We start from the raw sequence: 22,294 nt of genomic DNA on the forward strand, positions 1-22,294 counted from the left end.
CCCCCAGATAATACGGTCGGACCCGGCACTGCCGCAAAGCCCGGGACGGGCTGCAACGACCATCGTGAGGGGCTTATTTCATGAAGATGCCAGCAAAATTTAGGGCTTACTGTCCGCACTGCAGATCACATGAGGTACACGAGGTTGAAAAGGTGAAGAAAGGTCGTGTAAACGGCCTGCACTGGATCGACCGGCAGAAAGCCCGGAGAGGCAAAGTGGGCAACATGGGCAAGTTCTCAAAGGTGCCTGGTGGCGATAAGCCGACCAAGAAGGTCAACATCAGGTACCGTTGCACCAAGTGCGGGAAAGCACACCTCCGTCCGGGTTGGAGAGCAGGCAAGTTCGAGATTGTGGAGTGAAAAAAATGGTACGTCAGCACAGAGAGAACAGGAGCAAGTTCTACAAGGTCAAGTGTCCGGACTGCGAGAACGAACAGGTGATCTTCGAGAAGGCTGCAACGGTCGTCGAGTGTGCGGTCTGCGGGCATGTGCTCGCCGAACCTACCGGTGGCCGGGCAACGATCAAGGCTGAGATCACGGCAGAACTCCAGTGAGATTGACAGATGCACGATAAAGACGAATGGCCGGAAGAGGGCGAACTCGTCGTATGCACCGTTGAAAACGTCAAAGACTTTGTAGCCTTTGTGCGTCTGGATGAATACACGAGCAAGAAAGGGCTCATTCATATCTCCGAGATCGCCACCGGCTGGGTCAAGTACATCCGCGATTACGTCAGGGAGGGACAGAAGGTCGTCTGCAAGGTGCTCAGTGTCGACCCACGCCGCGGCCACATCGACCTCTCTCTCAAGGATGTCAACGACCACCAGCGGCGCGAGAAGATCCAGGAGTGGAAGAACGAGCAGAAGGCCGAGAAGTGGATCGGGTTTGTCGCAAAAGACACTGGCACCGATCCACAAGCGATCAAAGATACGTTCTACGCTGCCTTCGGGCTGCTCTATCCGGCATTCGAGGAGATCGTGGTCAAGGGCGACGACGCCTTGAAGACCTTCGAGCTTGACTCAAAGGTCAACGAGGCCCTCAAGACCGTCGCACAGGAAAATGTAAAGATCCCGAGGGTGACGATCACCGGCACCCTCGTCCTCACCTCGACAAAGCCGGACGGCGTAAACATCATCCGCAGGGCCCTCAGGAGCGCCCAGCCAAAGGTCGATGACGACGTCGAGATCGAACTCACCTATCTCGGGGCACCGAACTACCGGGTGAAGGTCACCGCCCCTGATTACAAGAAGGCCGAGAAGGTCATTGACAAGGCATCGACCGCGGCAATTGGGGTCATGGAACGGGCAAAAGACTCCGGAAAGTTCGTACGAAAGGCAAAGAGTGCATGAGCGGTCGGATCCGATATTGTGAGCGGGACCGCCGCTACACCCTGTTTTTCCGCTGTCCAGTCTGTGGGGGGCCGACAAGGACGGCACACCCGGCCAGATACTCTCCTCAGGACCGGTACGGCGCCTACAGGAGGCTGGCAAAGCGATGGACGACATAGACATAGCGTTTCTCACCGAAGATAAGGTCAAGGCGGACGTCCTCATCGAAGGCCTGCCAGGGATCGGGCAGGTCGGCAAACTCGTCGTCGAGCACCTGATCGATGAACTCGGCGCAGAACAGATCGTGGATATTTACTCTATTTATTTCCCACCACAGGTGCTCATCGAACCTGGCGGGGTTGCGCGCCTGCCCTCCAACGAGATCTATCTCTGGAAGGGCGAAGAGATCTCGATCGCGTTTCTCATCGGGGATTTCCAGAGCACCTCAAATGAGGGGCATTATCTCCTTTCAGAAGCATATCTCGACATCGCCGAGGAACTCGGGGTAAAGCGGGTCTATACCCTGGGCGGGTTCGGGGTCGGGCACCTGGTCGAGGAGCCGCACGTGCTCGGCGCAGTGAACGACGAGAGGCTCATCGAAGAGGTGACCACGGCCGGCGGCGTGATGACCGGCGACGAACCCGGCGGGATCGTCGGGGCGGCAGGGCTCCTCCTCGGGCTCTCTGCAGAGCGCAATATGGACGGGATATGCCTGATGGGCGAGACGTCCGGGTACCTCGTCGACCCGAAAAGTGCCAGGGAGGTGCTCCTGGTCCTTGCCAGGCTCCTCGGGATCGAGGTCGATCCCACACGGCTTACCGAGCATGCCGCGGAGATGGAGAAGATCATCGCCAGGTACGAGGAGATGGAACGCGGCAAAGAGGACGAGTCTCTCAATTATATCGGGTGACCATGGCGGTCTATGCCGATCTCCATATCCACTCCCCCTTCTCGATGGCGACCTCACCCTCAATGACGCCGGCGTCTCTCTGCGAGGCGGCAGCGGTCAAGGGGATCGAGGTGCTGGGAAGCGGGGACGCCCTTCACCCAGAGTGGCGGGCGGCCTGGAAGGCATATGAAGATGAGACCGGGACGGTCGTCCTCCCGACCACCGAGGTGGAGGGGAAGGGACGGGTCCACCACCTCATCATCATGGAGGACTTCTCTCTCTTCGAGGAACTCGCCGCAGTCCTTGCCCCCCACTCCCGCGACCTTCTGACCGGGGGACGGCCGCATGTGCGCCTCGACGGCGAGACGATCGCCGCGGCGGTCCATGACCTCGGTGGTCTGGTCGGCCCAGCCCATGCCTTCACCCCCTGGACCTCGCTCTATGCGTCGCATGATTCGGTCGCCTCCTGTTATGGCGAAGAACCGATCAACTTTCTCGAACTCGGGCTCTCGGCCGACACCTCATACGGCGCCGGGATCCCTGAACTCGACGGCGTCCCCTTCCTCTCCAACTCTGACGCCCATTCAGCCCATCCGGTCAAACTGGGCCGCGAGTTCAACCGCCTCGACCTCGATACGGTCACGACGAAGGCCGCCTTCGACGCGGTGAAACAAGGGAAGGTCTCTCTCAATGCCGGGTTCTTCCCTGAGGAGGGGAAGTACAACCGCACGGCCTGCACCAGGTGCTACCGGCACTACTCCCTCGACGAGGCAGAGGCCCATGCCTGGACCTGTCCGGTCGACGGCGGGAGGATCAAGAAGGGCGTGCAGAACCGCGCCCATGAACTCGGCGGGGGCGGCGATCTCTCTGGCCGCCCCCCCTACTATCACATCATCCCGCTCGGCGAGATCATCAGGGTGGTCCTCGGCGTCTCTTCCCCCATGACCAAAAAGGTGGAGGCGCGATATGCACGCCTGACCGAGACCTTCGAGACCGAGATCGCCGTCCTTGCCGAGGTGCCCCCAGAAGAGATCGCCGGGGTCGACCCCGAGATCGGGGCGGCCATCGGCGCATTCAGGGAGGGACAGGTAAAACTCGTCCCTGGCGGCGGCGGAAAATACGGCACGTTTTCTTTTCTTTAACATAGGAGAAAGGTGGACCTGATCAGTCCATGTCTCCCTCTCTAAAGATGGAGAAAGATTTTAGAGAACGGCTCTGTAGAAATTCTCTTGATGAATCTCTCTGGCAGGAGGCGTGCCGCCCCCCGAACCCCCCACCACACGATAGGGCGAGGGCGGCAGCACTCTCTTTATGGTCATCGATTCTGCCTTCCCGACCCTATCGTGGTCTCGGGGGTCCGGGGGCAGAGCCCCCGGCCAAAGAGGTAAGAAGGTGGGTGACACACGTCTCACCCACACAAGAGGCGAGGGTTTCTACAAAGCCTAGAGAACCAGATCACTGACGATTGACAGAGGACCAGTGAGAGTGATCTCCCCCTCTTCACCCTTCATCATGGAAGGTTGGAGGGGGATGGCCGGGAATTGGGCTCTGTAGAAATCCTCTTGATGAATCTCTCTGGCAGGAGGCGTGCCGCCCTCCGAACCCCCCCGCGCGAGCGATTGGTGGGAGACAGCACTCCACTCTTCATCGTCATTGATGGTGCCTTCCTGTCCCTACCTCCCATCCCAGAGTCCGGGCGGCACTCGCCCCAGGTGTTGAGCATGAGGGAAGGCGGTTGAATCGCGTTCGCATCCGGAAAAAGTTAGGGATTCAACAGAAACGATATTCTCATGTTCGCTCTCGTTCACAGCGAATAGGAAGAGGGGGGAGGACATCGAGAGGGATCGATCACGGAGGGAAAACGACTCACCGGTCCACCGTCAATCGCTCCCCCTCGCTCTTCATAGCGAAGGGGCAAAAGGCCCCACGGCCCTCGTTGTCGCCCCGAGTAACAGCGCAGGATAAATACCATGACCGCACAGAAGTATGATCATATTTCCCTAACTCAAATTAAATTGATATAGGTGATATCGTGCACATCATGGAAGGGTTCCTCCCACCGGCCTGGTGCCTCTTCTGGTTCCTGGTCTCTGCCCCGTTTGTCGTCTACGGGATGTATCAACTGAGAATACTGATGAGAGAGAAGAGAGAGGCGCTCCCCCTCCTCGCCGTCGCAGGTGCCTTCGTCTTCGTCCTCTCCTCACTCAAACTCCCGTCGGTGAGCGGGAGCTGTTCCCACCCGACCGGGACCGGGCTTGGTGCCATCCTCTTTGGCCCCTTCATCACCGCGATCCTCGGGCTGATCGTCCTCCTGTACCAGGCGATCTTCCTGGCCCACGGCGGCCTCACCACCCTGGGAGCAAACCTCTTCTCCATGGGGATCGCAGGTCCGCTCCTCGCCTATGCAATCTACCGGGGCGGCCAGAAGGTCGGGCTCAACACCTACCTCACCGTCTTCCTCGCCGCCGCCCTTGCCGATCTCTTCACCTATGTGGTGACCGCGGCCCAGCTCGCCCTCGCCTTCCCGGCAGAGGCCGGCGGGGTCGTCACCTCGTTCGTCGCCTTCGCCGCGGTCTACGCCGTCACCCAGGTGCCCCTTGCGATCATCGAGGGTGCGGTCATCGCCCTGACCTTCAAGTACATCATTGATGTCCGCGCCGAGATCCTGGTCAGACTCGGCGTGATCTCCAACGCAGTGGTCGCACGGCTGCAGGGGGTGCAGGCATGAAGTACGCACTGGAGGTTACCGTCCTTGCAATTCTCTTCATCTTCACCGGCGCATTTGTCCTCGTCCAGAACACCGGCGAGCACGAATGGAGCGGGACCGACGACCAGGCCGGCGACGTCATCAACGAGATGACCGGCACCGAGTACGAACCCTGGGCCGACCCCCTCTACGAACCCCCGAGCGGCGAGATCGAGTCGCTCTTCTTCTGTCTCCAGTCCGCCATCGGGGCACTGGTGATCGGGTTCTTCTTCGGGTATTATTACCGCGGGAGGCGGATTAATACCTGAAACTTCCCTTTCTCTGTAGATGAGAGAGGAAAGCAGGAGAGGAGCATGGAGAATATCCTGGACGATTATGCCCACCAGAACGCCCTGCGGGACGTCGACACCAGACTCAAACTTGTCCTCGGCGGAGGAGCGATCGCCGTCGGCATTCTCTCGACAGGCCCGGTCGCCCCACTCCTCATCGCCGTCTCCATGGCGGCGATCACCGTCTTTCTTGCCAGGACACCAGGACGGTTCTACGCCGCCCTCCTCGCCATCCCCCTCTCCTTCGCCGCCCTCTCTGCAGGCGTGATCCTCTTTCTCCAGGGCGGGGGCGCACCCCTCATCACCCTCCCAGTCGGCGGGTTCACCCTCACCGCCACCACCGGTAGCGCCGACATGGCCGCCCTCGTCCTGGCCCGGACCTTTGCAGGGATGTGCTCCCTCTTCTTCATCGCGCTCACCACCCCGATGGTCGAGATCTTCGCGGTGATGCGTGGGCTCAGACTCCCGGCAGAGTTCGTCGACCTCGCCATGCTCATCTACCACTTCATCTTCATGCTCATCGGCGAGGCGGTGGCCACCCACAATGCCCAGGAGATCCGCCAGGGCTACACAGGGTTCAGGAACTCGCTCCGCTCTTTCCCGATGCTTGCTGGGGCACTCTTTGTGCGGGCCTGGGAGAAAGGAGAGGAACTGATCCTTGCCATGGACGCCAGGTGCTATGACGGCAAATTCCCCCTCGAAGAGGGTGGTGACGGCCCCTCGCCCCTGAGCACCGCCGCCGTCGCCGCGTACCTCCTCGCCGTCGGCGTGATCGCCCTCCTGACCAGAGGCGTACAGATATTCTGAGAACGACCATGAGAGACGCAATCGAATTCAAGGACGTACACTTCGCCTACTCAAACCAACCCGAGTCCCTCCGCGGCATCGACGTCGCCGTCAGAGAAGGGAGCAAGGTCGCCCTTGTCGGCCCGAACGGTGCCGGCAAGACCACCCTCCTCCTGATGTGCAACGGGATGCTCAGGCCGACACGGGGCGAGGTGCAGATCGGCGAGGTGCCGGTGCAGTACGACACCCGCTCCCTCCGCGAGGTGAGGCGGAAGGTCGGGCTTGTCTTCCAGAACTCAGACACCCAGCTCTTCGCCCCGACCGTCTGGCAGGACGTGGCCTTCGGCCCCCTCAACCTCGGGATGGGAAAGCACGAGATCAATGAGACGGTCGGGCGGGCCCTTCACCAGGTCGGGATGAACGGGTATGAGAAACGCCCACCCCACCACCTCTCTGGAGGGGAGAAGAAGAGAGTCGCCATCGCAGGGGTGCTTGCGATGGACCCGGAGGTGCTGGTCTTCGACGAACCGACCAGCGCCCTCGACCCGGCCACCGCCGAGGAGGTCATGGACCTGCTGGACGAACTGAACCACGAGGGCCGGACCATCCTCCTCTCCACGCACGACGTCGAACTCGCCTATCGCTGGGCCGACGAAGTTGTCCTGATGGAGGACGGAGCAGTGCTCAGGCACGGAAGCCCTGAAGCGATCTTCTCCGACCCGGCCCTCCTGCACCAGGCCAGGCTCAAGCCGCCTGCGGTGCTGGACCTCTACCAGGAACTCTCCGACCGCGGGTATTTCAAAGACAAAACGCCACCACGCAGCGCACTCGAGTTCACCGACCTGGTCGAGGGCCTGGCCGACGGAAGGCCTACCCAGGACAGGCGTGGGACCATCCATCTCTGGGACGCCGCCGGGACCGACAACACCGCTCTCGCCACCCTCCTCTCTTCGGGCACCGTCGCCCGGGTGGGGGCGATGGGCACCAGGGCGAAACGTCGGGCATCTGAGGAAGGGATTGTCCTGGACTTCACCTACGGCGTCATCGACAAGTGTCTCCTGCGGGCGGTCGCCGGGGAGGACTCGCTCATCCTCACTACCGGCGGGATGCTCGCCCATACCCGCGAGCGGATCGCCACCTATGCCCGGGAAAGCGGCCGGGAGATCCAGATCCGGGCTGTCGGGCGAGATCCGCATCAGCAGGGAGACTCAGGGACAGAACACCGTGAAAGATGCAGCAATAATGAGATCGCCCCTGACTGTAGGCAGTCGAAACGGGAAGATAATATTAATGGAATGGCGGGATAATATTGTGTACAATGCTCAATATTCGCCGGGAGATATGTGGGTACTGCGGTGCCTGTGTCTCTGTATGCCCTGAAGGGGCCCTCGAACTGATCGACGCATATCTGACCGTCGACAGCGAGACCTGTATCGGCTGCGGCATCTGTACAAAGGCATGCCCCCTTGGTGCGCTGGAGGTAACCGATGAAGTCTGAGTACGACGTCCTCGTCATCGGGGGCGGACCAGGCGGTGCCGTCGCAGCATGGACCGCCGCAAAAAAGGGACTTTCGACCTGCCTCATCGAGAAGAGGCCGGCGATCGGGGTCCCTGTCAGGTGTGCCGAAGGGGTCGGGAAAAACCTCCTCACCGAGTTTCTTGAGCCTGACCCGCGCTGGATCTCCGCAGACATCAAACGCGCCCGGATCATCGCCCCTGACGGGACCCAGATCCAACTCAAGGAGGACCAGGCCGGTGCAGAGGTCGGGTACGTCCTCGATCGGAAGATCTTTGACCGTGAACTGGTCTGGAAGGCCTCTGAAGCCGGTGCAGACGTTTATGTCAAGACACGGGCCGTCAGACCACTCATCAAGGACGGCAAAGTCATGGGAGCGGTTGTCGAGTCCTGCGGCACACAGCAGGAGGTCAGGGCTGCGGTCACCATCGCCGCCGACGGGGTGGAGTCCAAGTTCGCCAGGTGGTGCGGGATCGACTCAACAGTCCCGGCAGACGAACTGATGAGTTGCATCCAGTATCTTGTCACCGATATCGACATCGACCCGGTCTGCAACGACTTCTACCTCGGCAACGAGGTCTCCCCGCAGGGGTATCTCTGGGTCTTTGCCAAGGGAGAGCGGTGCGCCAATATCGGGATCGGGATCCCGGCCGCAAAGAGGGGGCCAGGGAACCGTGCCAAGGACTATCTCGACCGCTTTATGGCCGAGCACTACCCTGACGGCAAGATCATCGAGTGTGTCTTCGGCGGCGATCCGGTCTGTCAGCCCCTCGACTGCACGGTGGCGGACGGGCTGATGGTCGTCGGCGATGCCGCACGGGTCGTCGACCCGATCACCGGCGGCGGGATCGGCAACGCGATGGTCACCGGAAGGCTCGCTGCAGAGGTGGCGGCAGAGGCGATCGCAGCAGGCGACACGTCGAAGGCGGCCCTGATGCCGTACGACGAGGAGTGGCGCAACTCGAAGATGGGCCAGAGCCTTGAGCGCAATTACAAGGTCAAAGAGTTCTTTATAAAACTCTCTGACGAGAAGATGAACGACCTCGCCGATTCGATCGCACATATCGACTTCGCCGAGTTCTCGGTCAGGGCCCTGGTCATGGAACTGATCAAGAGAAATCCAAAGATGCTCTTTGAGTTGAGAGAACTCAAAGATGCCCTGAAACATTAAGACCAATACGTGCCTGGCAGGGAGGGGTGCGCCGGATCGCGATCCGCACCTGCCTCCCTGATTCTTTTTTCGGCTTTGTAGAATCGAGTATGAACCTGAGTTCACGCATACGAGATGAACATGATCGTGGGTCTCCAGGGTGTGTGGACCCGTGATCCCCCGTTCGCGCAGGACACACACACACCACGGGGGGACCACCACTCACCTCCCGCCCACCTATCCTCGTCGCGGGGCACGGCGCCCCCGCACCCCGGGATGGCAATAGGGGCGGGGAGGCAGAACGCCGATCATGCTGAAGGGGTCTCAGTAATCTGAATATCATCTTCAACAAGATATGGATAGTTCTAATTCTCATAAAAACCCGGAGAGATAATCGTCAGGATCATTTTCATGGTAAATCCTCTTGATGAAACACTCTGGCGGACGGCACCCGCCCGAACCCCCGGGATGAAGATTGAACTGGGAAGGCATATTCGAAATCCTTGAAGAGGGATTGCCGTCCACGACCTATCGTGGCGCGGGGGGTTCGGGGGGCGGCACGACCCCCGCAGAGATAATCATTAAGAGCATTTCTATAGAGCCAAAAAAATGAAAAAACAGCTCTAGTAGAATTGAGCATGAACCGTAGGTTCACGCATACGCGATTGAAACTTTCATGTCACAGGGTTCCAGGGCGTGGAAGGATCTCTGGTCATTCTCCTCGTGACGGGGGAACGGCCAGAAATCTTGCATCGTGTCGCCTCCGCCTATTTTCTCCAGGGGGGTCGGGGGGAAAAGCCCTCCGGCGCGAGACCGCGGGAAAGAGTCTGCGATGAGGGCGGCACGACTGATCATCATGCCTTCCCATACCCTTGCGCCGGGGGCGATTCACGAGAGAAGGCAGGAGAATCGCGCGTGCACCCATAAAAGGCGAGAGTCTCTACAGAGCCAAAAAGCACACGAAGGGGATATTCAGGGTTCTGGACTCTTCAACTGCCGGTTAAGGATGGTGATACACTCCTTCTCGGCCTCTTTTTTGGTGAAGACCGTGATGATGTCACTTGGCCGGATCTTCACGTCGCCACTCGGGATGATCAGTTCGCCGCCTGCCCGCCTGATCGCGATGAAGACGAAGTTCTTCACTTCAAGTTCCCTGATCTCGTGGTTGATGATCGGCGCCCCCTCCTCTGCCACGACCTCGAAGATCGTCCCGCCCGGGATGGAGGCGAGTTGCTGCATGTTCGGGTTCTCGGCCCAGTAATAGAGCCTGGTCGCCACGAGTTCGTCCGGGTTCTCGCTGATCTTCACGCCCACCTCTTTGAAGAGGGCCGAGTGCTCCTTCTGGTTCACGATGGAGACGACGTTGGGGACCTTGAAACGTTTCGCAAGCCAGCAGGTCATCAGGTTCACGGCATCATCGCTCGTCGTCGCGACAAGGCTCTGCGCCCGGTCGATCCCGGCGTCGTCGAGGATCGAACTGTCGGTGGAGTCGCCGGCGATCGCCAGCACATCATAGTGCTCAAGGATGTCGTTGCACTTCGTCTCGTCCTGGTCGATGACCACGACGCTGTCGCCGCGGTATGCCGATATCGCCGTCAGATTCCGCCCGATCCCGCCGAGACCAACGATGATGATATACACACCACCAATTTGCCGCCCCTGGCTTGAAATACCTTGTGCATCCAATCTACCCGTACATGATCTGTGGCGTCGACGAGGCGGGAAAAGGCGCAGTCCTCGGCCCTCTGGTGGTCGGAGTCGTCGGGTGCGAGGCCGAAGAAGCTCTGCCGGACGGGGTGCGGGACTCAAAGGCCCTCACCCCCAGGCGGCGGGAGGTGCTCTATACCGAGATCACGGCGTCGTTCCCCTGGCAGACGGTGGTGGTCGAGGCGGCCGAGATCGACCGGCTCAGGCAGGAGATGACGATGAACGACCTGGTGGCCAGGGCCCATGCCAGGGCGGTCATGCGCCTGGGAGGTGCCGGGCGGGCCTATCTTGATGCCTGCGATGTGAATGAGGAACGCTACCGCTCAAAGGTCGCTGCACTCATCGGCGGCGACTGCGAAGTCGTCGCCCGCCATCACGGCGACGCCCTCTTCCCGGTGGTGAGCGCTGCAAGCATCGTCGCCAAGGTGACGAGGGACCGGGCGCTCGAAGATCTCAGGGCAGAATTCGGCGCGGTCGGGAGCGGGTATCCCTCAGACCGGGTCACCATCGCCTATCTCAAGGACTATATCGCGGGACACGGCACCGCCCCGGCTTTTGCCCGCACGAGCTGGGAGACGGTCTCCCGACTCTTCGACCGGCGGCGGCAGACAAGTCTTGGCGATTTTTAGCAGGTGAGACGAGAGAGTTGGGCAACGGAGGAGAAGTCCCGTAGACTTCTCATCTGTTTTTAGTTCGAATGTGACGCAATCGTCCCCCTCCATGCTCGCACCGGGGGAGATCTCGATGATCATAGATATTCTCAAGTTCCCTCCGGTCGCACAGCGAAGATCAAAGATCTCCTCAAACTTGCTCACGCACGTTTCCACTAGATCCGCGGGACGAAGATTGGACAGGGAAAGCAAAGAGAAGACCATAAAGACCGTAGGGAATCCCCCGTCAATCTTCGAGCATATCCCAAAACCCTCTGAGGCCTGAATTGAAACACTCCTTTCCAAGAATTTAGAATGCGTATCTTCCGCCGGGGGGCGGCAGCCCCCCGGTCCCTCCGCAGAAGATAGGGAGGAGGACAGTAATCCTTCCTTCGTGATTATAAAAGACGCCATCCTCCACCTATCGCCATCCCGGGGGTCCAAGGGGCAGCGCCCCCGCCCCCAGCACAAGCGTGCGGGAAGGCCATAGGTGCTTCTTTAGGCTACGAGGGGGCGAGGATCTTTCAACCATCATCCATCGCTATATTCTGTAAAGGTAAGGTCGGAGAGTTTTGGGATGACCTCTTCATTAACGGGGGGTCCGGGGGGTGCGAGCGCCAGTGAGCTTGAGAAGATCTTTGATCTCCGAGTACGACCGGAAGAAGTCGAGAAAATTTATGATTTTCGAGAGGTAAGCCCTCCGGCGGAGGAGAGAGGCCAGAATTTCTGGAAGGAAGCGCTTCGGTTCAAAGGGATATTCTAGCCACAGAGATTTTTGGGATGAACTCAAGGATCAGCCAGTTGCCCGGATACTACCCCAGAGGCACCCCCCACCACCGAGTGAACGCCATCAGCAATCCAGTGAGAAGAGCGACGAGGAGGAGGAGGGTGATCGTCCTGACGACGTGGCGGCGCTGGAGGGCAGAGCGACGTGACCGCCATGCCCGTCCCTTCTTGGTACAACAGCAGATGAGGACGAACGCGATCACGCCTGCGGCCAGCACCCCGGCCAGGGCATGGCAGAGTCCGCCTACGCAGGTCAACCCTGACCACCCCCCGATCTCGACGACCGCAAGCCCGGCACCGGCGAGGACCAGGAGCATCCCGACGAAGGTCGGCGTGTCTGTCCCTTGCGGGAGCGTCCCCTCGCTCGCCGCCTTGTTGCGGGTGTAGGCAAGGAGGGCGATGCCGAGGAGGGCGGGAAGCCAGTGGAAGATTAGACTCCAGTCTGCCGGGGGGAGAGGGCCGGCGGGTGTCGGGGGGACGACCGATCCGTCTGCGACCACGGTTCTATTCTCAGGCTCAACCCCATCCATCCCTGTTGCGGATGGGAACCAGTATCTCACTTTCTTCCCGCCGTCTCCTGGACCAGAGGGTGACGGGGTGGTGGGAGGTACCTCGACAAGATGATAGGTGACCTCGAAGGTGAGAGTATCACCCTGAGCGTCGTTCTGCGGAGTATGGGCCTCAAGAAATTCCCAGTGCCAGGTGAGGGCGACGCTCTCCCCAGGACCGAGACCTGAGACCTGGATCGAATTCGGATCATCCGGGCCATGCGGGAAGGCCGCGAGAGGTGCCGGGAACGTGACCCTGCTCTCCAGTCCCTCGCCCGAGAGATTGAAGAGGAGGTAGCGGCCGAGGGCGGCACCGTCACCACCGGCGTCGGTCTCGGTGAGGGCGCTCACCCAGAGAGAGAGGGTGCCGGGCCTGTTCCCGGCGTTCCTGAGCATGACCACCCCCTCTCCCTCGTCGCCTGGGGCGAGCCCGGTCTCGTTCCAGGAGACCGCAGTCTCCTCGTCGATGACGAGATCGATCGCCGCGGCAGAGACAGGGGTTGTGAGGACGATCGCGAGGAGCACCATGAAGAGCAGAGGGGCGGGCCGCATCGTCAGGATCCTCCCGGGGTGTACCAGACCCGCACCTCTTCGAGGATGGGAGTCTGGGTTTCGTCGGCCGTCGAGAGAGTGGCCCGCCACTGGAGGTAGCGGCCCTGGGGGAGGGCGTCCGCGCTTACTGGTGAGGTGTTTCCCACCGCTATCCATCCGGAGAACGCGTTCGAATTGTTCGAGGCCCGCACCGCAAATGCGATCTCTGTTCTCGCAGGGAGGTCGGCGTCCCAGGCAAGGGAGTCCCATTTCGAGGTGGTGTCGCCGGTGTCGAAGACGTCTGAGGTGAGGGTGCCGGTCTGATGATACCCCCCATAGACCGGGCAGTAGCGGCGGACGATGTGTTCGTCACGGTATTGAGGAATAATATCTAAGACATAGAGGCCAGTCTTCCCATATTCTGGAGCATTCTCAGGCGACATGGTGCTCCCAAGCCAATCTCCGTCGACAGAGAGGTCGGCCCGACCCCCGGAGAGGCCAAGTTCTTCGGTATGCCATGTCCCCTGATCCCAGGGTACATCCCATATCTCACCGAGCCATAATCTCCCTTCAGTACAACCAGAAATCCCTGTAAAACTCCCTAGCACATATGCTGAGAGATGATTTTCTGGACTCTCATATCGAGCAGTGATTCCCGCGACTCCAATAGAACCACCATCTAACTTGATACGCTCCCTGACAGCGATATTATCCCAACTCTCGTTGTGATCTGCGATGAGATATCCACCGTTGTCAATGATCCAGGATGGAAGATCATCCCGAAATGGAGGACCATTCCATAACGGACTAGAGACTTTCAGAACATAATTTCCGCCATCATTGAACACCTCTGTCTCAATGGTACCCTCTGAAGTCCATCGATCCAAAGAACCAGTGGTGGTATCTCCAAAGTCGTCATAGAAGAGAAATGTAGCCGTCCCATTGCTCGCGCTCTGTGCATTCTTATTCCAATAGAGGATATAGATGGTCGAATTTCCTGAAGGGATGGACGGCACCCGCACCCAGAAGACCGCCGAACTCTTCTTCTCATATCCCTCGCACCAGTGAGGGAGGGACTCCTGGCCTGTTGTATTGGTAAATCTAATATTACGGAAGTCGTTCTTCATCCCCTTTGAATACAGCACCTCAACCCTCACCTGATAATCAGTGAGCAGGCCGCCTGGATTGATGATGGTGACCGGTGCACAACGCTTCCAGACCCTTCCCCCGGCGCCCGTCACCTCGGTCCCGATGCCTGCGGCCGGCGGGGAGGGGGCCAGGACGGGATCGTATTCCCCAATCATCTCCTGGCCTGCAGGTTCCCGCACCGGGATCTCTCCTGCACTCTTGTTGCATCCCAGGACCTCAAGGGGATCGTCATCGTTTCCATCCTCTTCTCCTGCGGCAGGCAGAACAGGCGCTGGCGACAACACCTCGACCCCATCTGGATCTATAAGTTCCTCTTCGACCGTGAGGTTCGCCGCCGTCGCATTCATCTGTGTCGCCATGATCTGTGCAGACACCCTGCGAGTGGACTGATCAGGAGCGGAAACATGCTCGGACCCTTTACCGCCTCCACCCTCCTCTCCATCCTCCATCGAGGTATTTGCGGCCGTCTCGTTCTCAAGGGAAGGATCCGGATCAGCGAGCAAATCAGTGGGAGAGGGAGAGGGTTCGTCCTCCAGATCAATGGGAGGCGGGGCAGCAACATCATTCCCCACGTCCCGGTCCACCTCAGGCCCGGCCCATTGTTGAGGACTCCACTCCCCTACCACCGCTCGTGGTTCAAGTGGTTTGCCACTCCCCTTCAGCGCCAGGGTCACACTGCCAGGTCTCAGGTGCACATCGACGTTTTCAGGCGTACAGTTCACAAAGTCCGCCTGCGTCGTCCACTCCCGGCACTCTGACCGCCATGCCTCAAAGGCGATCTCCCTGGTCTTCTCATGATCGACAAAGACACACCCGCTCTCACCGAACAGAAGAGCACAGAAGGCGAGGACAAGGAGAAAAAATAAAACCAACCCGGCGCCCCGCTCACGAAGGTCCATCTATGTCCCCCCTTTCCCGCCCTGCCGCAGGAGCGACACGGTCTCGGTCAGAAGGAGGAGAAATACGGGAACGAGGACCAGAAGGACAAAACCCGGAGGGCTCCTGACAAAGTGGCCAAGATACCCGAGGAAGGGGAGGGAGAGACAGACGACACCGACCACGTCCCCGGCCGAGACCGGTGTGGGGTCTGGATCCTCATTGGCGTCGCCCTTCGTCACGAAGGTACGCGGCGGGCCAGGGACGACCTCGACGACGCGGTGGGTGGTGAGGTGCCCTCTGGTCTGGTAGGTGATGACCTCCCCCACCCCGATCTCAGAGGCCGCCACCGGCCGGGTGACCACCACCCCGCCGACAGGGATCGCAGGCTCCATGCTCCCCGAGAGCACGGCGTCCACCCGCCACCCCCCCATCGCCGCAAGGAGTATGGCGCCCGCTGCCACGACCAGGAGCAGGAGGAGCACCCCCCGCCGCCCGGCCAGGGCCTTCCCTTTCTCTGTCATTGTTCAACGCGTGTGCTGTGTGGGTCTGGTCTTACGGCTGCTGGGGTGGCTGCCTCAACTCGAAGGTGACATTAAACGAGCAACTGTCCCCCTGGACCTCGTTGCCGGTCTCGTAGGGGAGGTCGTAGGCGATGTGGAAGGTACCGAGATTGGGGTCTCCAGTGCCCTGAGAGATCGTCTCTGTCGTGCTCTTCCCGCTGAAATCGTTCAGAAGAGCGTAGGTTTCAGTATCAGCCCACACCAGAGAGTCACCCTCGGGTTTGAGATATTTTTTCTCCGTATCCTGTTCAATCCAGAGGGAGACATTCAGTCTCTCCTCAAGTCCAACAGAGGTACCCTCCTCGGCGTCCCCTTCAGGTTCGTTCGGATTTCCTCCTTCGTTACCTGACACCACACCTACCGAGACATTGAGCACCCCCGCAACGTTCCCAGTGTTTGTAAGGGTCCACTCGGCATAGGTCTCATCCTTATCCCCTGGCTTCAGCGGATCGACAGCAACCGGCACCGTGACATCCCCAAGGTCCAGGTCCAGCGTCCCGGCCGTGAAGGTGCTGTTCTGAGTCTTCTCAATATCACTGAAGTACGCGTACGTCCCGCCGCCGATCAGGAATGCCACTAAAGCAATCCCAATAGACGCCAAAAGAATTTTTTTCGTCGCATCCATGAATTTCATCGCCCAAGATTTATATGTGCGATCATAAGATCGCATGAAAATATAAATAATTGCCGATTTTGGTCAACCCATCATTTCCAGGATAACATCATCGCAAAATGACGATAAATCGTCGGCCCACCCCCATACCCCCGCCCCATCCCCGGGCCGATGGAAAAAAATCACGCGCACAGTCCAGGCCCCCCCGCAAACCCTCCAGGCACGACACGCATCCCTGCGCATCTCCTGGGAGCGCCGGTGTCCCAGATCAAAAAGACAGTAGTTTAATCAGAGAGCGACAACTACCAGTATCTTCAGATGGACTGGGTACTGGTACTTGCATCTCTCCTTGCGATCTACATCGCCATCTCGATCTATATCCTGAAAACCGGGCGGTTCAGTGATCACGTCACATTCTGGGGCCCAGTCATGATGATCCGGACCTCAAGGGTCGGGTTCTTCGACCTCTTCAAACCCCTCTCCAGGTTTCTCCGCGCCTACGGGACATTCGGCGTCGCGATGGTCATCCTGGCCTCCATCGGGATGGCGCTCATGGTCATCCTCTCCTTCCAGTTGACTCTCACCAACATCGACCAGCAGGCCGGGTCGCTCGCCCCCCAGGCCGTCCTCCTTATCCCAGGACTCAACCCCTTCATCCCCTCGACCGTCGCCGTCTGGATCGCCTTCTTCGTCACCCTCCTGGTGCACGAATGCGGCCACGGGATCCTCTGCAGGATCGAGAACATCAAGGTAAAAAGTGCAGGCCTCCTGTACGCCGTCATCCCCATCGGCGCCTTCGTCGAACCCGATGAAGAGGACGTCGAGAAGACCACCGGCATGCCCAAGGCCAGGATGTACGGGGCCGGGATCACGAACAACATCGTCCTCGGCGCGATCTGCATCCTCCTCTTTGTCGCCCTCATGGGCATGGCCGTCCCCACCAACGCTCCCGTCGTCTACGGCATCTACCAGGACGGCCCCGCCGACCGCGCCGACCTCCCGACACCGAGTCTCATCACCGAAGTGAACGGGATCGGGGTCGCAACCCCGGCAGACGTCGCCGCCGTCCTCAATACCACCAGCCCGGGCGACACCCTCGACCTCGTCCTCGAAAACGACGGGACAGAGACCGCATACACCCTCACCCTCGACCCCTGGCCTGAGAGCCTTACCCCCCAGACCGGACCGCGGGAGAGCGGCTACATGGGCATCTATTATTACCAGCCCGAGATCGTCACCAGCACCGCCGAAAGCATCCTCTCGGTGCCAGGCCTTCTCCTGTTCATCGCAATCCCGCTGGCACACCTCTACAACCCGGTCCTCGGACAGCACCTGATGATCCTCACCTCGCCCACGCCCGACGTCCAGTTCTTCGCCGTCCCCTTCCCCTTCTTCTGGGAAGTGATCCACCTCCTCTTCTGGCTGGCCTGGATCAACATCAACGTCGGGATCTTCAACGCCCTTCCCATGCTCCCCCTCGACGGTGGGCTCATCCTCAAGGAAGGACTGGAACGAGTCCTCGAACCACGGGGCCTCAAACGCTACGCAGAGACAATCATCTCGGTCGTCACCTGGGGCTTCTTCGCCATCATCGCAACGACGATCTGGATCATGGTCTTCTACCACCCCTGACCAGGGGCAGGAGTCAGGGGGCGTGCCGCCCCCCGAGCCCCCTCGCAACAGACCAGTCGAGGACGGCATAATCCCCTTCAAGAACATCAGATGTGCCTCCTGGCCCCTTCTTCATCCAGGGGATGCGGGCGGCACTCGCCCGGGGACGAAAGATGCAGGAAGGCAATAGAGCTACAGTCACACCAAGAATAAACGAGAGATACTACAGCGCCACAAAACCTATATTTTATATATCCAGTAACATCCCCTATTCTTTCCATTGAGCATCTTTATATCTTGAGAAACCAATTCCAACCCATGGAACTGCTGGGCATCTCTATCGGATGGATCCTCATCGTCCTCGGCGCCCTTTTTCTCCTGATAGAAGCGACCAACCCGGGCTTCTTCATCGCCGTGCCAGGCACCGTGATGATCATCCTTGGAGTCCTCTTCGTCCTCGGGGTCGACGTCTTTGGTTCAACCCTTGGGGTCATCGTAGGCGTGGTGACCGCCCTTGCGGCCGCAATCATAACGGTCTGGCTCTATTCCAGGATCACCCCCGACGAAAACCCCCCGACGACCCTCAGCCGCGACTCGGTCGTCGGCCTCGAAGGACTGGTGACAAAAGAAGTCGAGCCCGAGAGTATCAGAGGCAAGGTCACGATCGAGGGCGTCGAATGGAGTGCTCGCTCAGCAGACGGCACCATCCAGGCAGGGGCCAGGGTGGTCGTCGTGCGTTCCGAGGGTGTGCATATTGTGGTGGAGGAGATGAAATAAATGGTACTTGAAGAGATTGCCAGTAATCTCATCACGATCTTTCTGATCCTGGTCGTGATCTATATCATGTCCAAGGGAGTCGTGATCATCCAGCCCTATGAACAAGGGCTGCAGATCAGGCTCGGAAAATATATCGGACGATTGAACCCCGGGTTCAGGTGGGTGGTCCCGGTCATCACGACCGTGGAGAAACTCGACCTCAGGACCCAGGTGATGGACGTCCCCTCGCAGGAGGTGATCACCAAGGACAACTCCCCGACCAACGTCGATGCGATCGTGTATACCAGAGTGGTCGACCCGGAGAAGGCGTTCTTCGAGGTCTCGAACTACCGGATGGCGACGGTCGCCCTCGCCCAGACAAGCCTGAGAGGGATCATCGGCGACATGGAACTCGACGAGGTGCTGTACAACCGCGACCTCATCAACACCAAACTCCGCGACATCCTGGACCGCGAGACCGACCAGTGGGGCGTGAAGGTCGAGCGGGTGGAGATCAAGGAGGTCGACCCGGTGGGCGTGGTCAAGCAGGCGATGACCGAGCAGACCGCGGCCGAGCGTGAACGGCGTGCGGCAATTCTCCGCGCCGAGGGCGACAAGCGTTCCGCGATCCTCCGTGCCGAGGGCGAGCGGCAGTCCATGATCCTCCAGGCCGAGGGCGAGCGGCAGAGCAAAGTGCTCCGTGCCGAGGGTGACCGGCTCTCGAAGATCCTCCAGGCGCAGGGCGAGGCACAGGGGCTGCGGGTGCTCTCCCTCGGGTCCAGGCCGCTGGACAAGAAGGCGATCACCGTCCTCTCCCTCGACGCCCTCAAACAGATGGCCGACGGCCAGGCGACAAAGATCATCTTCCCCTTCGAGATCTCGAGCCTGGTAAAACAGAGCGCAAAGTTCCTCGGGGCGACCGACGAGATGGCCGAAGAGGAGGGCGCAGAGGCGGCGCAGGCCCTTGACGAGACGATCCTCGGTGAGATCCCGACCTCAAAGGAGGTCGAGACCCTCCTCCGCCAGCTCGAAGAGAAGATCGATGAGGGAGAGTCGATCGAAGAACTGAAGTCTGGGAAGAAATTAGATTAATTTTTCTGCTCTGTAAAACCCCCCACCTATTGTGGGAGATGTGTGTCGCCTGCCTTCCCCCCTCTTCGGCCAGGAAGGCACACTCAACCGCCATGAGGAGGGTAATGCCATTCACCGCCTCTCGAATCGCGCGCGGGGGCCCGGGGGGCGGCACGCCCCCCGCCAAAGATAATATCCCAAAAATATCCAGGGCTCGATCGATCCCTTCTGCCATTTCTCTGCCTTCCCCGCGTCAATCGCAATCCCGGGGATTTCAGGGGCGGGACACCTGACTTGACTGATGATGGTGGGCAGACCGATCCAACGTGCCGCCCACATCAAGAATAAATGAGCGTTTCCTTGCTCTCTCGCGCCAGGAGGTGACTGTCCAGGGCCCTACACGGCCGCTCTTCTCAAGCCTCTGAAAAACATTCTCCAGACAGCTCTCCGTGACAGGGAACGTGCCGGCCCAGATGAGAAAAGAAGAGAAGGCGCCCCTATCATGCTCACATCTGGCGATGGCGAGAACCTGAACAATCACAGGCCTGCGAGGAAGAGGGGCATCATCACCCAGATGGAGACCGGCCTGACACCCCAATCGGGGGCACATGGGCCGATAAAATAGAGAAAAAATCATTAAAAATGTAGAATCGTACGAATAATATATGTTATTGCCTACGAAACTATAAATATCATGGATTGGATCCAATACCGTAGAGCACACAGATGACCAAGAACCACAGGATCTCTGGACTGAAACGGTATGCCCTTGGCTGGTACCACGAGGGGATCACCCACCTCTCCATTCATGAATACGAGGACGCCCTTTCCTACTTCGACCGCGCCCTCAGGGCTGTCCCCAACCATCCCGACTTTCTCATCGGCAAAGGGAAGGTCCTGATGGCCCTGAAAAACTATCACGAGGCGTACGAATACTTCCTTGCGGCGACAACCGCCGAACCTGAGAATAGTACGGGCTACCTCCACCTCGGCACCGCCCTCCTCACACTGGAGAGATATGACCCGGCCAACGAGGCCTTTCTTGCGGCGATCACCCTCGACACGCACGACGGCGAGGCATGGCTCGGCCACGGGATCGCGCGCTATCATCTCGGGAATGAAGTCGGGGCAAAGGAGGCATTGCTCACCGCATACCGTCTCAAGCCCAACCAACCGGCACTGATGTATTATCTTGCCAGGACCGCCAGTTCAGAGAGGGAGGCGATCGACTATCTTCTGAGAGGCTGGCGTCTCGACCCCGAGAACCTCTCGCTCATCACCGGACTCGCCGAGCGACTCATGGACATCGGACGTCCAAAAGAGGCAGCGGGGTTCTGCAGGCGTGCCCTTGCACTCTGTCCCGACGACCCAAGGGTCAGGGCGATCACAAAGAGATGCAGAGAAGCGCAGAAAGACGAGCGGAGTGGAGATCCCGGAGAGTGACCTCCCCCAGGGGCGGGGGGCGGCGACGGAGAAATGTTCATCACATATGCGTGAGCCAGAAGGTCATGCCTGATTCTACAAAGCCGGATATAAATTCTGTCGGTCTTCCAGAGAGCACATTCCTTGGATTGAGAGGACTCCTACAGGAGCCATTTCAGGCAAATCATGCCACTCTGTCGGCAGATAAGGAGGGCTGCGCACCCCCCTGCCCTGCCAGGCATATCCCAGGACGGAAGAGTACATATACCGTGAAGTCGAATAGTAATGAGTCATTGGGGTCATAGGGTAGCCTGGACCATCCTAGGAGACTGGGGGTCTTCTGACCCGCGTTCGAATCGCGGTGACCCCATTCCTTTGTTTTTGGTGTTTTTATGAAATTTCAGCCACGATGTACTGACTGCCTCATCTCCCGTGCCGTCTATGAGGCAGGCCTGGTGCTCGACGACCAGGACCAGATCGAAGCAGTGCGCCGCACTGCCGAGAGTATTCTGACTGAAGGGAAGGACCGCGGAATTGCCGCCCCGGTCATCGCAAGCACGGTGCACCGGTGCGCCTACAAGATGATCGGTTCAAACGACCCCTACTCTGAACTCAAACGACAGAACAATGCCGACGCACTTGCCGCAGCAAAAGTGGTCGCCCCCCGCCTCTCGACCTTCAGGGACCATGTCTGTGCGGCGGTGCTTGCCAACACCTTCGACTATGGCGTCCAGTCGCATCATGTAACCGACGACTTTCTTGCATTCTTTGATGAAGAGTTCCCGAAGGGCCTGACCATCGACGAGACCGATGCGATCCTCCCCCTCTGCGACCGGGTGGTATACCTGACCGACAACTGCGGCGAGGTCGTCTTCGACCGCCTCCTGATCAGGTACCTCAAGGAGGCCGGGGCCGAGGTGACGGTCGTGGTACGGGGTGCCCCCATCCTCAACGACGCCACGCTCGAGGACGCCCATGCCCTGGGCCTGGACACGCTCGCCGACCATCTGCTCACGACGACGGCAGGGGAGCGCGAACTCGGGGTGAACCTGGACGTGGCCACGCCCGAACTGCTCGACGCCTTCGACCGGTGTACGCTGGTCATCGCCAAGGGGATGGCAAACTATGAATCACTCACCGAGTACGACGATTTCCCACCGGTCGCGCACATGATGGCGGTGAAGTGCGAGACGATCGCGGAGATGGTCGGGGTGCCGAAGGGGTCGCGGGTTGCCCTCCTCAGGGAGTAACCGCACCACCCGGGCCTGTAGAATTCGGCATGGGGCGAGATCGCGCCTCACATATAC

23 protein-coding genes and 1 tRNA gene are annotated in these 22,294 nt (G+C 59.6%); 19 read left to right on the forward strand and 5 right to left on the reverse strand.

Annotated elements, in window-relative coordinates; all coding sequences use genetic code 11:
- Positions 1–80 precede the first annotated feature (80 nt).
- The 12 genes from J2129_RS07010 (at position 81) to J2129_RS07065 (ending at position 8,725) form a co-directional block, all read left to right on the forward strand.
- On the forward strand, positions 81–359 hold the full coding sequence (locus J2129_RS07010; protein WP_209630186.1) for a 50S ribosomal protein L44e: 279 nt from the start codon (positions 81–83) through the stop codon (positions 357–359).
- A gap of 5 nt (positions 360–364) precedes the next feature.
- Positions 365–553, forward strand: a complete 189-nt coding sequence (locus J2129_RS07015; RefSeq protein WP_209630187.1) for a 30S ribosomal protein S27e — start codon at positions 365–367, stop codon at positions 551–553.
- A gap of 9 nt (positions 554–562) precedes the next feature.
- Positions 563–1,348, forward strand: coding sequence for a translation initiation factor IF-2 subunit alpha (locus tag J2129_RS07020; RefSeq protein WP_209630188.1), 786 nt, complete (start codon positions 563–565; stop codon positions 1,346–1,348).
- Positions 1,345–1,506: an RNA-protein complex protein Nop10 gene (locus J2129_RS07025; RefSeq protein WP_209630189.1), complete on the forward strand. Its 162-nt coding sequence runs from the start codon at positions 1,345–1,347 to the stop codon at positions 1,504–1,506. Before J2129_RS07020 ends, J2129_RS07025 begins: the two co-directional genes overlap by 4 nt.
- Entirely contained in the window at positions 1,494–2,237 is a 744-nt protein-coding gene (locus J2129_RS07030) for a proteasome assembly chaperone family protein (protein WP_209630190.1), read from the forward strand. Before J2129_RS07025 ends, J2129_RS07030 begins: the two co-directional genes overlap by 13 nt.
- A gap of 2 nt (positions 2,238–2,239) precedes the next feature.
- Positions 2,240–3,358, forward strand: coding sequence for an endonuclease Q family protein (locus tag J2129_RS07035; RefSeq protein ID WP_209630191.1), 1,119 nt, complete (start codon positions 2,240–2,242; stop codon positions 3,356–3,358).
- Positions 3,359–4,248: 890 nt separating this feature from the next.
- Positions 4,249–4,944: an energy-coupling factor ABC transporter permease gene (locus J2129_RS07040; RefSeq protein ID WP_209630192.1), complete on the forward strand. Its 696-nt coding sequence runs from the start codon at positions 4,249–4,251 to the stop codon at positions 4,942–4,944.
- The gene (locus tag J2129_RS07045) at positions 4,941–5,231 is read left to right on the forward strand and encodes an energy-coupling factor ABC transporter substrate-binding protein (protein ID WP_209630193.1); all 291 of its coding nucleotides are present in this window, start codon (positions 4,941–4,943) and stop codon (positions 5,229–5,231) included. Before J2129_RS07040 ends, J2129_RS07045 begins: the two co-directional genes overlap by 4 nt.
- A gap of 45 nt (positions 5,232–5,276) precedes the next feature.
- Positions 5,277–6,059 (forward strand): cobalt ECF transporter T component CbiQ, encoded by a 783-nt coding sequence (gene cbiQ / locus J2129_RS07050; protein WP_209630194.1) that lies wholly within the window; start codon positions 5,277–5,279, stop codon positions 6,057–6,059.
- Positions 6,060–6,067: 8 nt separating this feature from the next.
- Entirely contained in the window at positions 6,068–7,345 is a 1,278-nt protein-coding gene (locus tag J2129_RS07055; protein ID WP_209630195.1) for an ATP-binding cassette domain-containing protein, read from the forward strand.
- A gap of 11 nt (positions 7,346–7,356) precedes the next feature.
- On the forward strand, positions 7,357–7,536 hold the full coding sequence (locus tag J2129_RS07060) for a 4Fe-4S binding protein (RefSeq protein WP_209630196.1): 180 nt from the start codon (positions 7,357–7,359) through the stop codon (positions 7,534–7,536).
- A complete protein-coding gene (locus J2129_RS07065; RefSeq protein ID WP_209630197.1) occupies positions 7,526–8,725 on the forward strand; it encodes an NAD(P)/FAD-dependent oxidoreductase in 1,200 nt (399 codons plus the stop codon). Before J2129_RS07060 ends, J2129_RS07065 begins: the two co-directional genes overlap by 11 nt.
- A 951-nt stretch (positions 8,726–9,676) precedes the next feature.
- Here J2129_RS07065 and J2129_RS07070 read toward each other — a convergent pair.
- Positions 9,677–10,345 carry a TrkA family potassium uptake protein gene (locus tag J2129_RS07070; RefSeq protein WP_209630198.1) on the reverse strand — a complete coding sequence of 223 codons (669 nt, stop codon included), beginning with the start codon at positions 10,343–10,345 and terminating at the stop codon, positions 9,677–9,679.
- Positions 10,346–10,368: 23 nt separating this feature from the next.
- Between J2129_RS07070 and rnhB the strand changes: the two genes are divergently transcribed.
- On the forward strand, positions 10,369–11,040 hold the full coding sequence (gene rnhB / locus J2129_RS07075; protein WP_348632306.1) for a ribonuclease HII: 672 nt from the start codon (positions 10,369–10,371) through the stop codon (positions 11,038–11,040).
- Between the two features lie 833 nt (positions 11,041–11,873).
- Here rnhB and J2129_RS07080 read toward each other — a convergent pair.
- From J2129_RS07080 to J2129_RS07095, 4 genes are read right to left on the reverse strand one after another with little or no spacing between them, the layout of a single operon-like run.
- Positions 11,874–12,947 (reverse strand): hypothetical protein, encoded by a 1,074-nt coding sequence (locus tag J2129_RS07080; RefSeq protein ID WP_209630199.1) that lies wholly within the window; start codon positions 12,945–12,947, stop codon positions 11,874–11,876.
- Between the two features lie 2 nt (positions 12,948–12,949).
- Complete coding sequence (locus tag J2129_RS07085; RefSeq protein ID WP_209630200.1) at positions 12,950–14,974, reverse strand: DUF2341 domain-containing protein; 2,025 nt, start codon at positions 14,972–14,974, stop codon at positions 12,950–12,952.
- Positions 14,975–15,475 (reverse strand): signal peptidase I, encoded by a 501-nt coding sequence (locus tag J2129_RS07090; protein ID WP_209630201.1) that lies wholly within the window; start codon positions 15,473–15,475, stop codon positions 14,975–14,977.
- 31 nt (positions 15,476–15,506) lie between these two features.
- Positions 15,507–16,139 carry a TasA family protein gene (locus J2129_RS07095; protein WP_209630202.1) on the reverse strand — a complete coding sequence of 211 codons (633 nt, stop codon included), beginning with the start codon at positions 16,137–16,139 and terminating at the stop codon, positions 15,507–15,509.
- Positions 16,140–16,445: 306 nt separating this feature from the next.
- Between J2129_RS07095 and J2129_RS07100 the strand changes: the two genes are divergently transcribed.
- From J2129_RS07100 to J2129_RS07125, 6 genes are all read left to right on the forward strand, one after another.
- On the forward strand, positions 16,446–17,759 hold the full coding sequence (locus tag J2129_RS07100) for a site-2 protease family protein (protein WP_209630203.1): 1,314 nt from the start codon (positions 16,446–16,448) through the stop codon (positions 17,757–17,759).
- A gap of 297 nt (positions 17,760–18,056) precedes the next feature.
- Entirely contained in the window at positions 18,057–18,515 is a 459-nt protein-coding gene (locus tag J2129_RS07105) for an NfeD family protein (protein WP_209630204.1), read from the forward strand.
- A complete protein-coding gene (locus J2129_RS07110) occupies positions 18,516–19,586 on the forward strand; it encodes an SPFH domain-containing protein (RefSeq protein ID WP_209630205.1) in 1,071 nt (356 codons plus the stop codon). It begins immediately after the preceding gene.
- A 705-nt stretch (positions 19,587–20,291) separates the two neighbouring features.
- The gene (locus tag J2129_RS07115; RefSeq protein WP_209630206.1) at positions 20,292–21,008 is read left to right on the forward strand and encodes a tetratricopeptide repeat protein; all 717 of its coding nucleotides are present in this window, start codon (positions 20,292–20,294) and stop codon (positions 21,006–21,008) included.
- 274 nt (positions 21,009–21,282) lie between these two features.
- A tRNA-Pro gene (locus tag J2129_RS07120) sits at positions 21,283–21,357 on the forward strand.
- Positions 21,358–21,379: 22 nt separating this feature from the next.
- Positions 21,380–22,237: an ARMT1-like domain-containing protein gene (locus J2129_RS07125; RefSeq protein WP_209630207.1), complete on the forward strand. Its 858-nt coding sequence runs from the start codon at positions 21,380–21,382 to the stop codon at positions 22,235–22,237.
- The last annotated feature ends 57 nt before the right edge of the window (positions 22,238–22,294 follow it).

It is taken from the genome of Methanofollis sp. W23 (genome assembly GCF_017875325.1).
In the GTDB taxonomy this organism is placed as follows: Archaea; Halobacteriota; Methanomicrobia; order Methanomicrobiales; family Methanofollaceae; genus Methanofollis.

Coding starts and splice junctions, on each gene's coding strand:
- J2129_RS07010 (WP_209630186.1), top strand. CDS start 81: ATGAAGATGCCAGCAAAATTTAGGGCTTACTGTCCGCACTGCAGATCA.
- J2129_RS07015 (WP_209630187.1), top strand. CDS start 365: ATGGTACGTCAGCACAGAGAGAACAGGAGCAAGTTCTACAAGGTCAAG.
- J2129_RS07020 (WP_209630188.1), top strand. CDS start 563: ATGCACGATAAAGACGAATGGCCGGAAGAGGGCGAACTCGTCGTATGC.
- J2129_RS07025 (WP_209630189.1), top strand. CDS start 1,345: ATGAGCGGTCGGATCCGATATTGTGAGCGGGACCGCCGCTACACCCTG.
- J2129_RS07030 (WP_209630190.1), top strand. CDS start 1,494: ATGGACGACATAGACATAGCGTTTCTCACCGAAGATAAGGTCAAGGCG.
- J2129_RS07035 (WP_209630191.1), top strand. CDS start 2,240: ATGGCGGTCTATGCCGATCTCCATATCCACTCCCCCTTCTCGATGGCG.
- J2129_RS07045 (WP_209630193.1), top strand. CDS start 4,941: ATGAAGTACGCACTGGAGGTTACCGTCCTTGCAATTCTCTTCATCTTC.
- cbiQ (WP_209630194.1), top strand. CDS start 5,277: ATGGAGAATATCCTGGACGATTATGCCCACCAGAACGCCCTGCGGGAC.
- J2129_RS07055 (WP_209630195.1), top strand. CDS start 6,068: ATGAGAGACGCAATCGAATTCAAGGACGTACACTTCGCCTACTCAAAC.
- J2129_RS07060 (WP_209630196.1), top strand. CDS start 7,357: ATGCTCAATATTCGCCGGGAGATATGTGGGTACTGCGGTGCCTGTGTC.
- J2129_RS07065 (WP_209630197.1), top strand. CDS start 7,526: ATGAAGTCTGAGTACGACGTCCTCGTCATCGGGGGCGGACCAGGCGGT.
- J2129_RS07080 (WP_209630199.1), bottom strand. CDS start 12,947: ATGCGGCCCGCCCCTCTGCTCTTCATGGTGCTCCTCGCGATCGTCCTC.
- J2129_RS07085 (WP_209630200.1), bottom strand. CDS start 14,974: ATGGACCTTCGTGAGCGGGGCGCCGGGTTGGTTTTATTTTTTCTCCTT.
- J2129_RS07090 (WP_209630201.1), bottom strand. CDS start 15,475: ATGACAGAGAAAGGGAAGGCCCTGGCCGGGCGGCGGGGGGTGCTCCTC.
- J2129_RS07095 (WP_209630202.1), bottom strand. CDS start 16,139: ATGGATGCGACGAAAAAAATTCTTTTGGCGTCTATTGGGATTGCTTTA.
- J2129_RS07100 (WP_209630203.1), top strand. CDS start 16,446: ATGGACTGGGTACTGGTACTTGCATCTCTCCTTGCGATCTACATCGCC.
- J2129_RS07105 (WP_209630204.1), top strand. CDS start 18,057: ATGGAACTGCTGGGCATCTCTATCGGATGGATCCTCATCGTCCTCGGC.
- J2129_RS07110 (WP_209630205.1), top strand. CDS start 18,516: ATGGTACTTGAAGAGATTGCCAGTAATCTCATCACGATCTTTCTGATC.
- J2129_RS07115 (WP_209630206.1), top strand. CDS start 20,292: ATGACCAAGAACCACAGGATCTCTGGACTGAAACGGTATGCCCTTGGC.
- J2129_RS07125 (WP_209630207.1), top strand. CDS start 21,380: ATGAAATTTCAGCCACGATGTACTGACTGCCTCATCTCCCGTGCCGTC.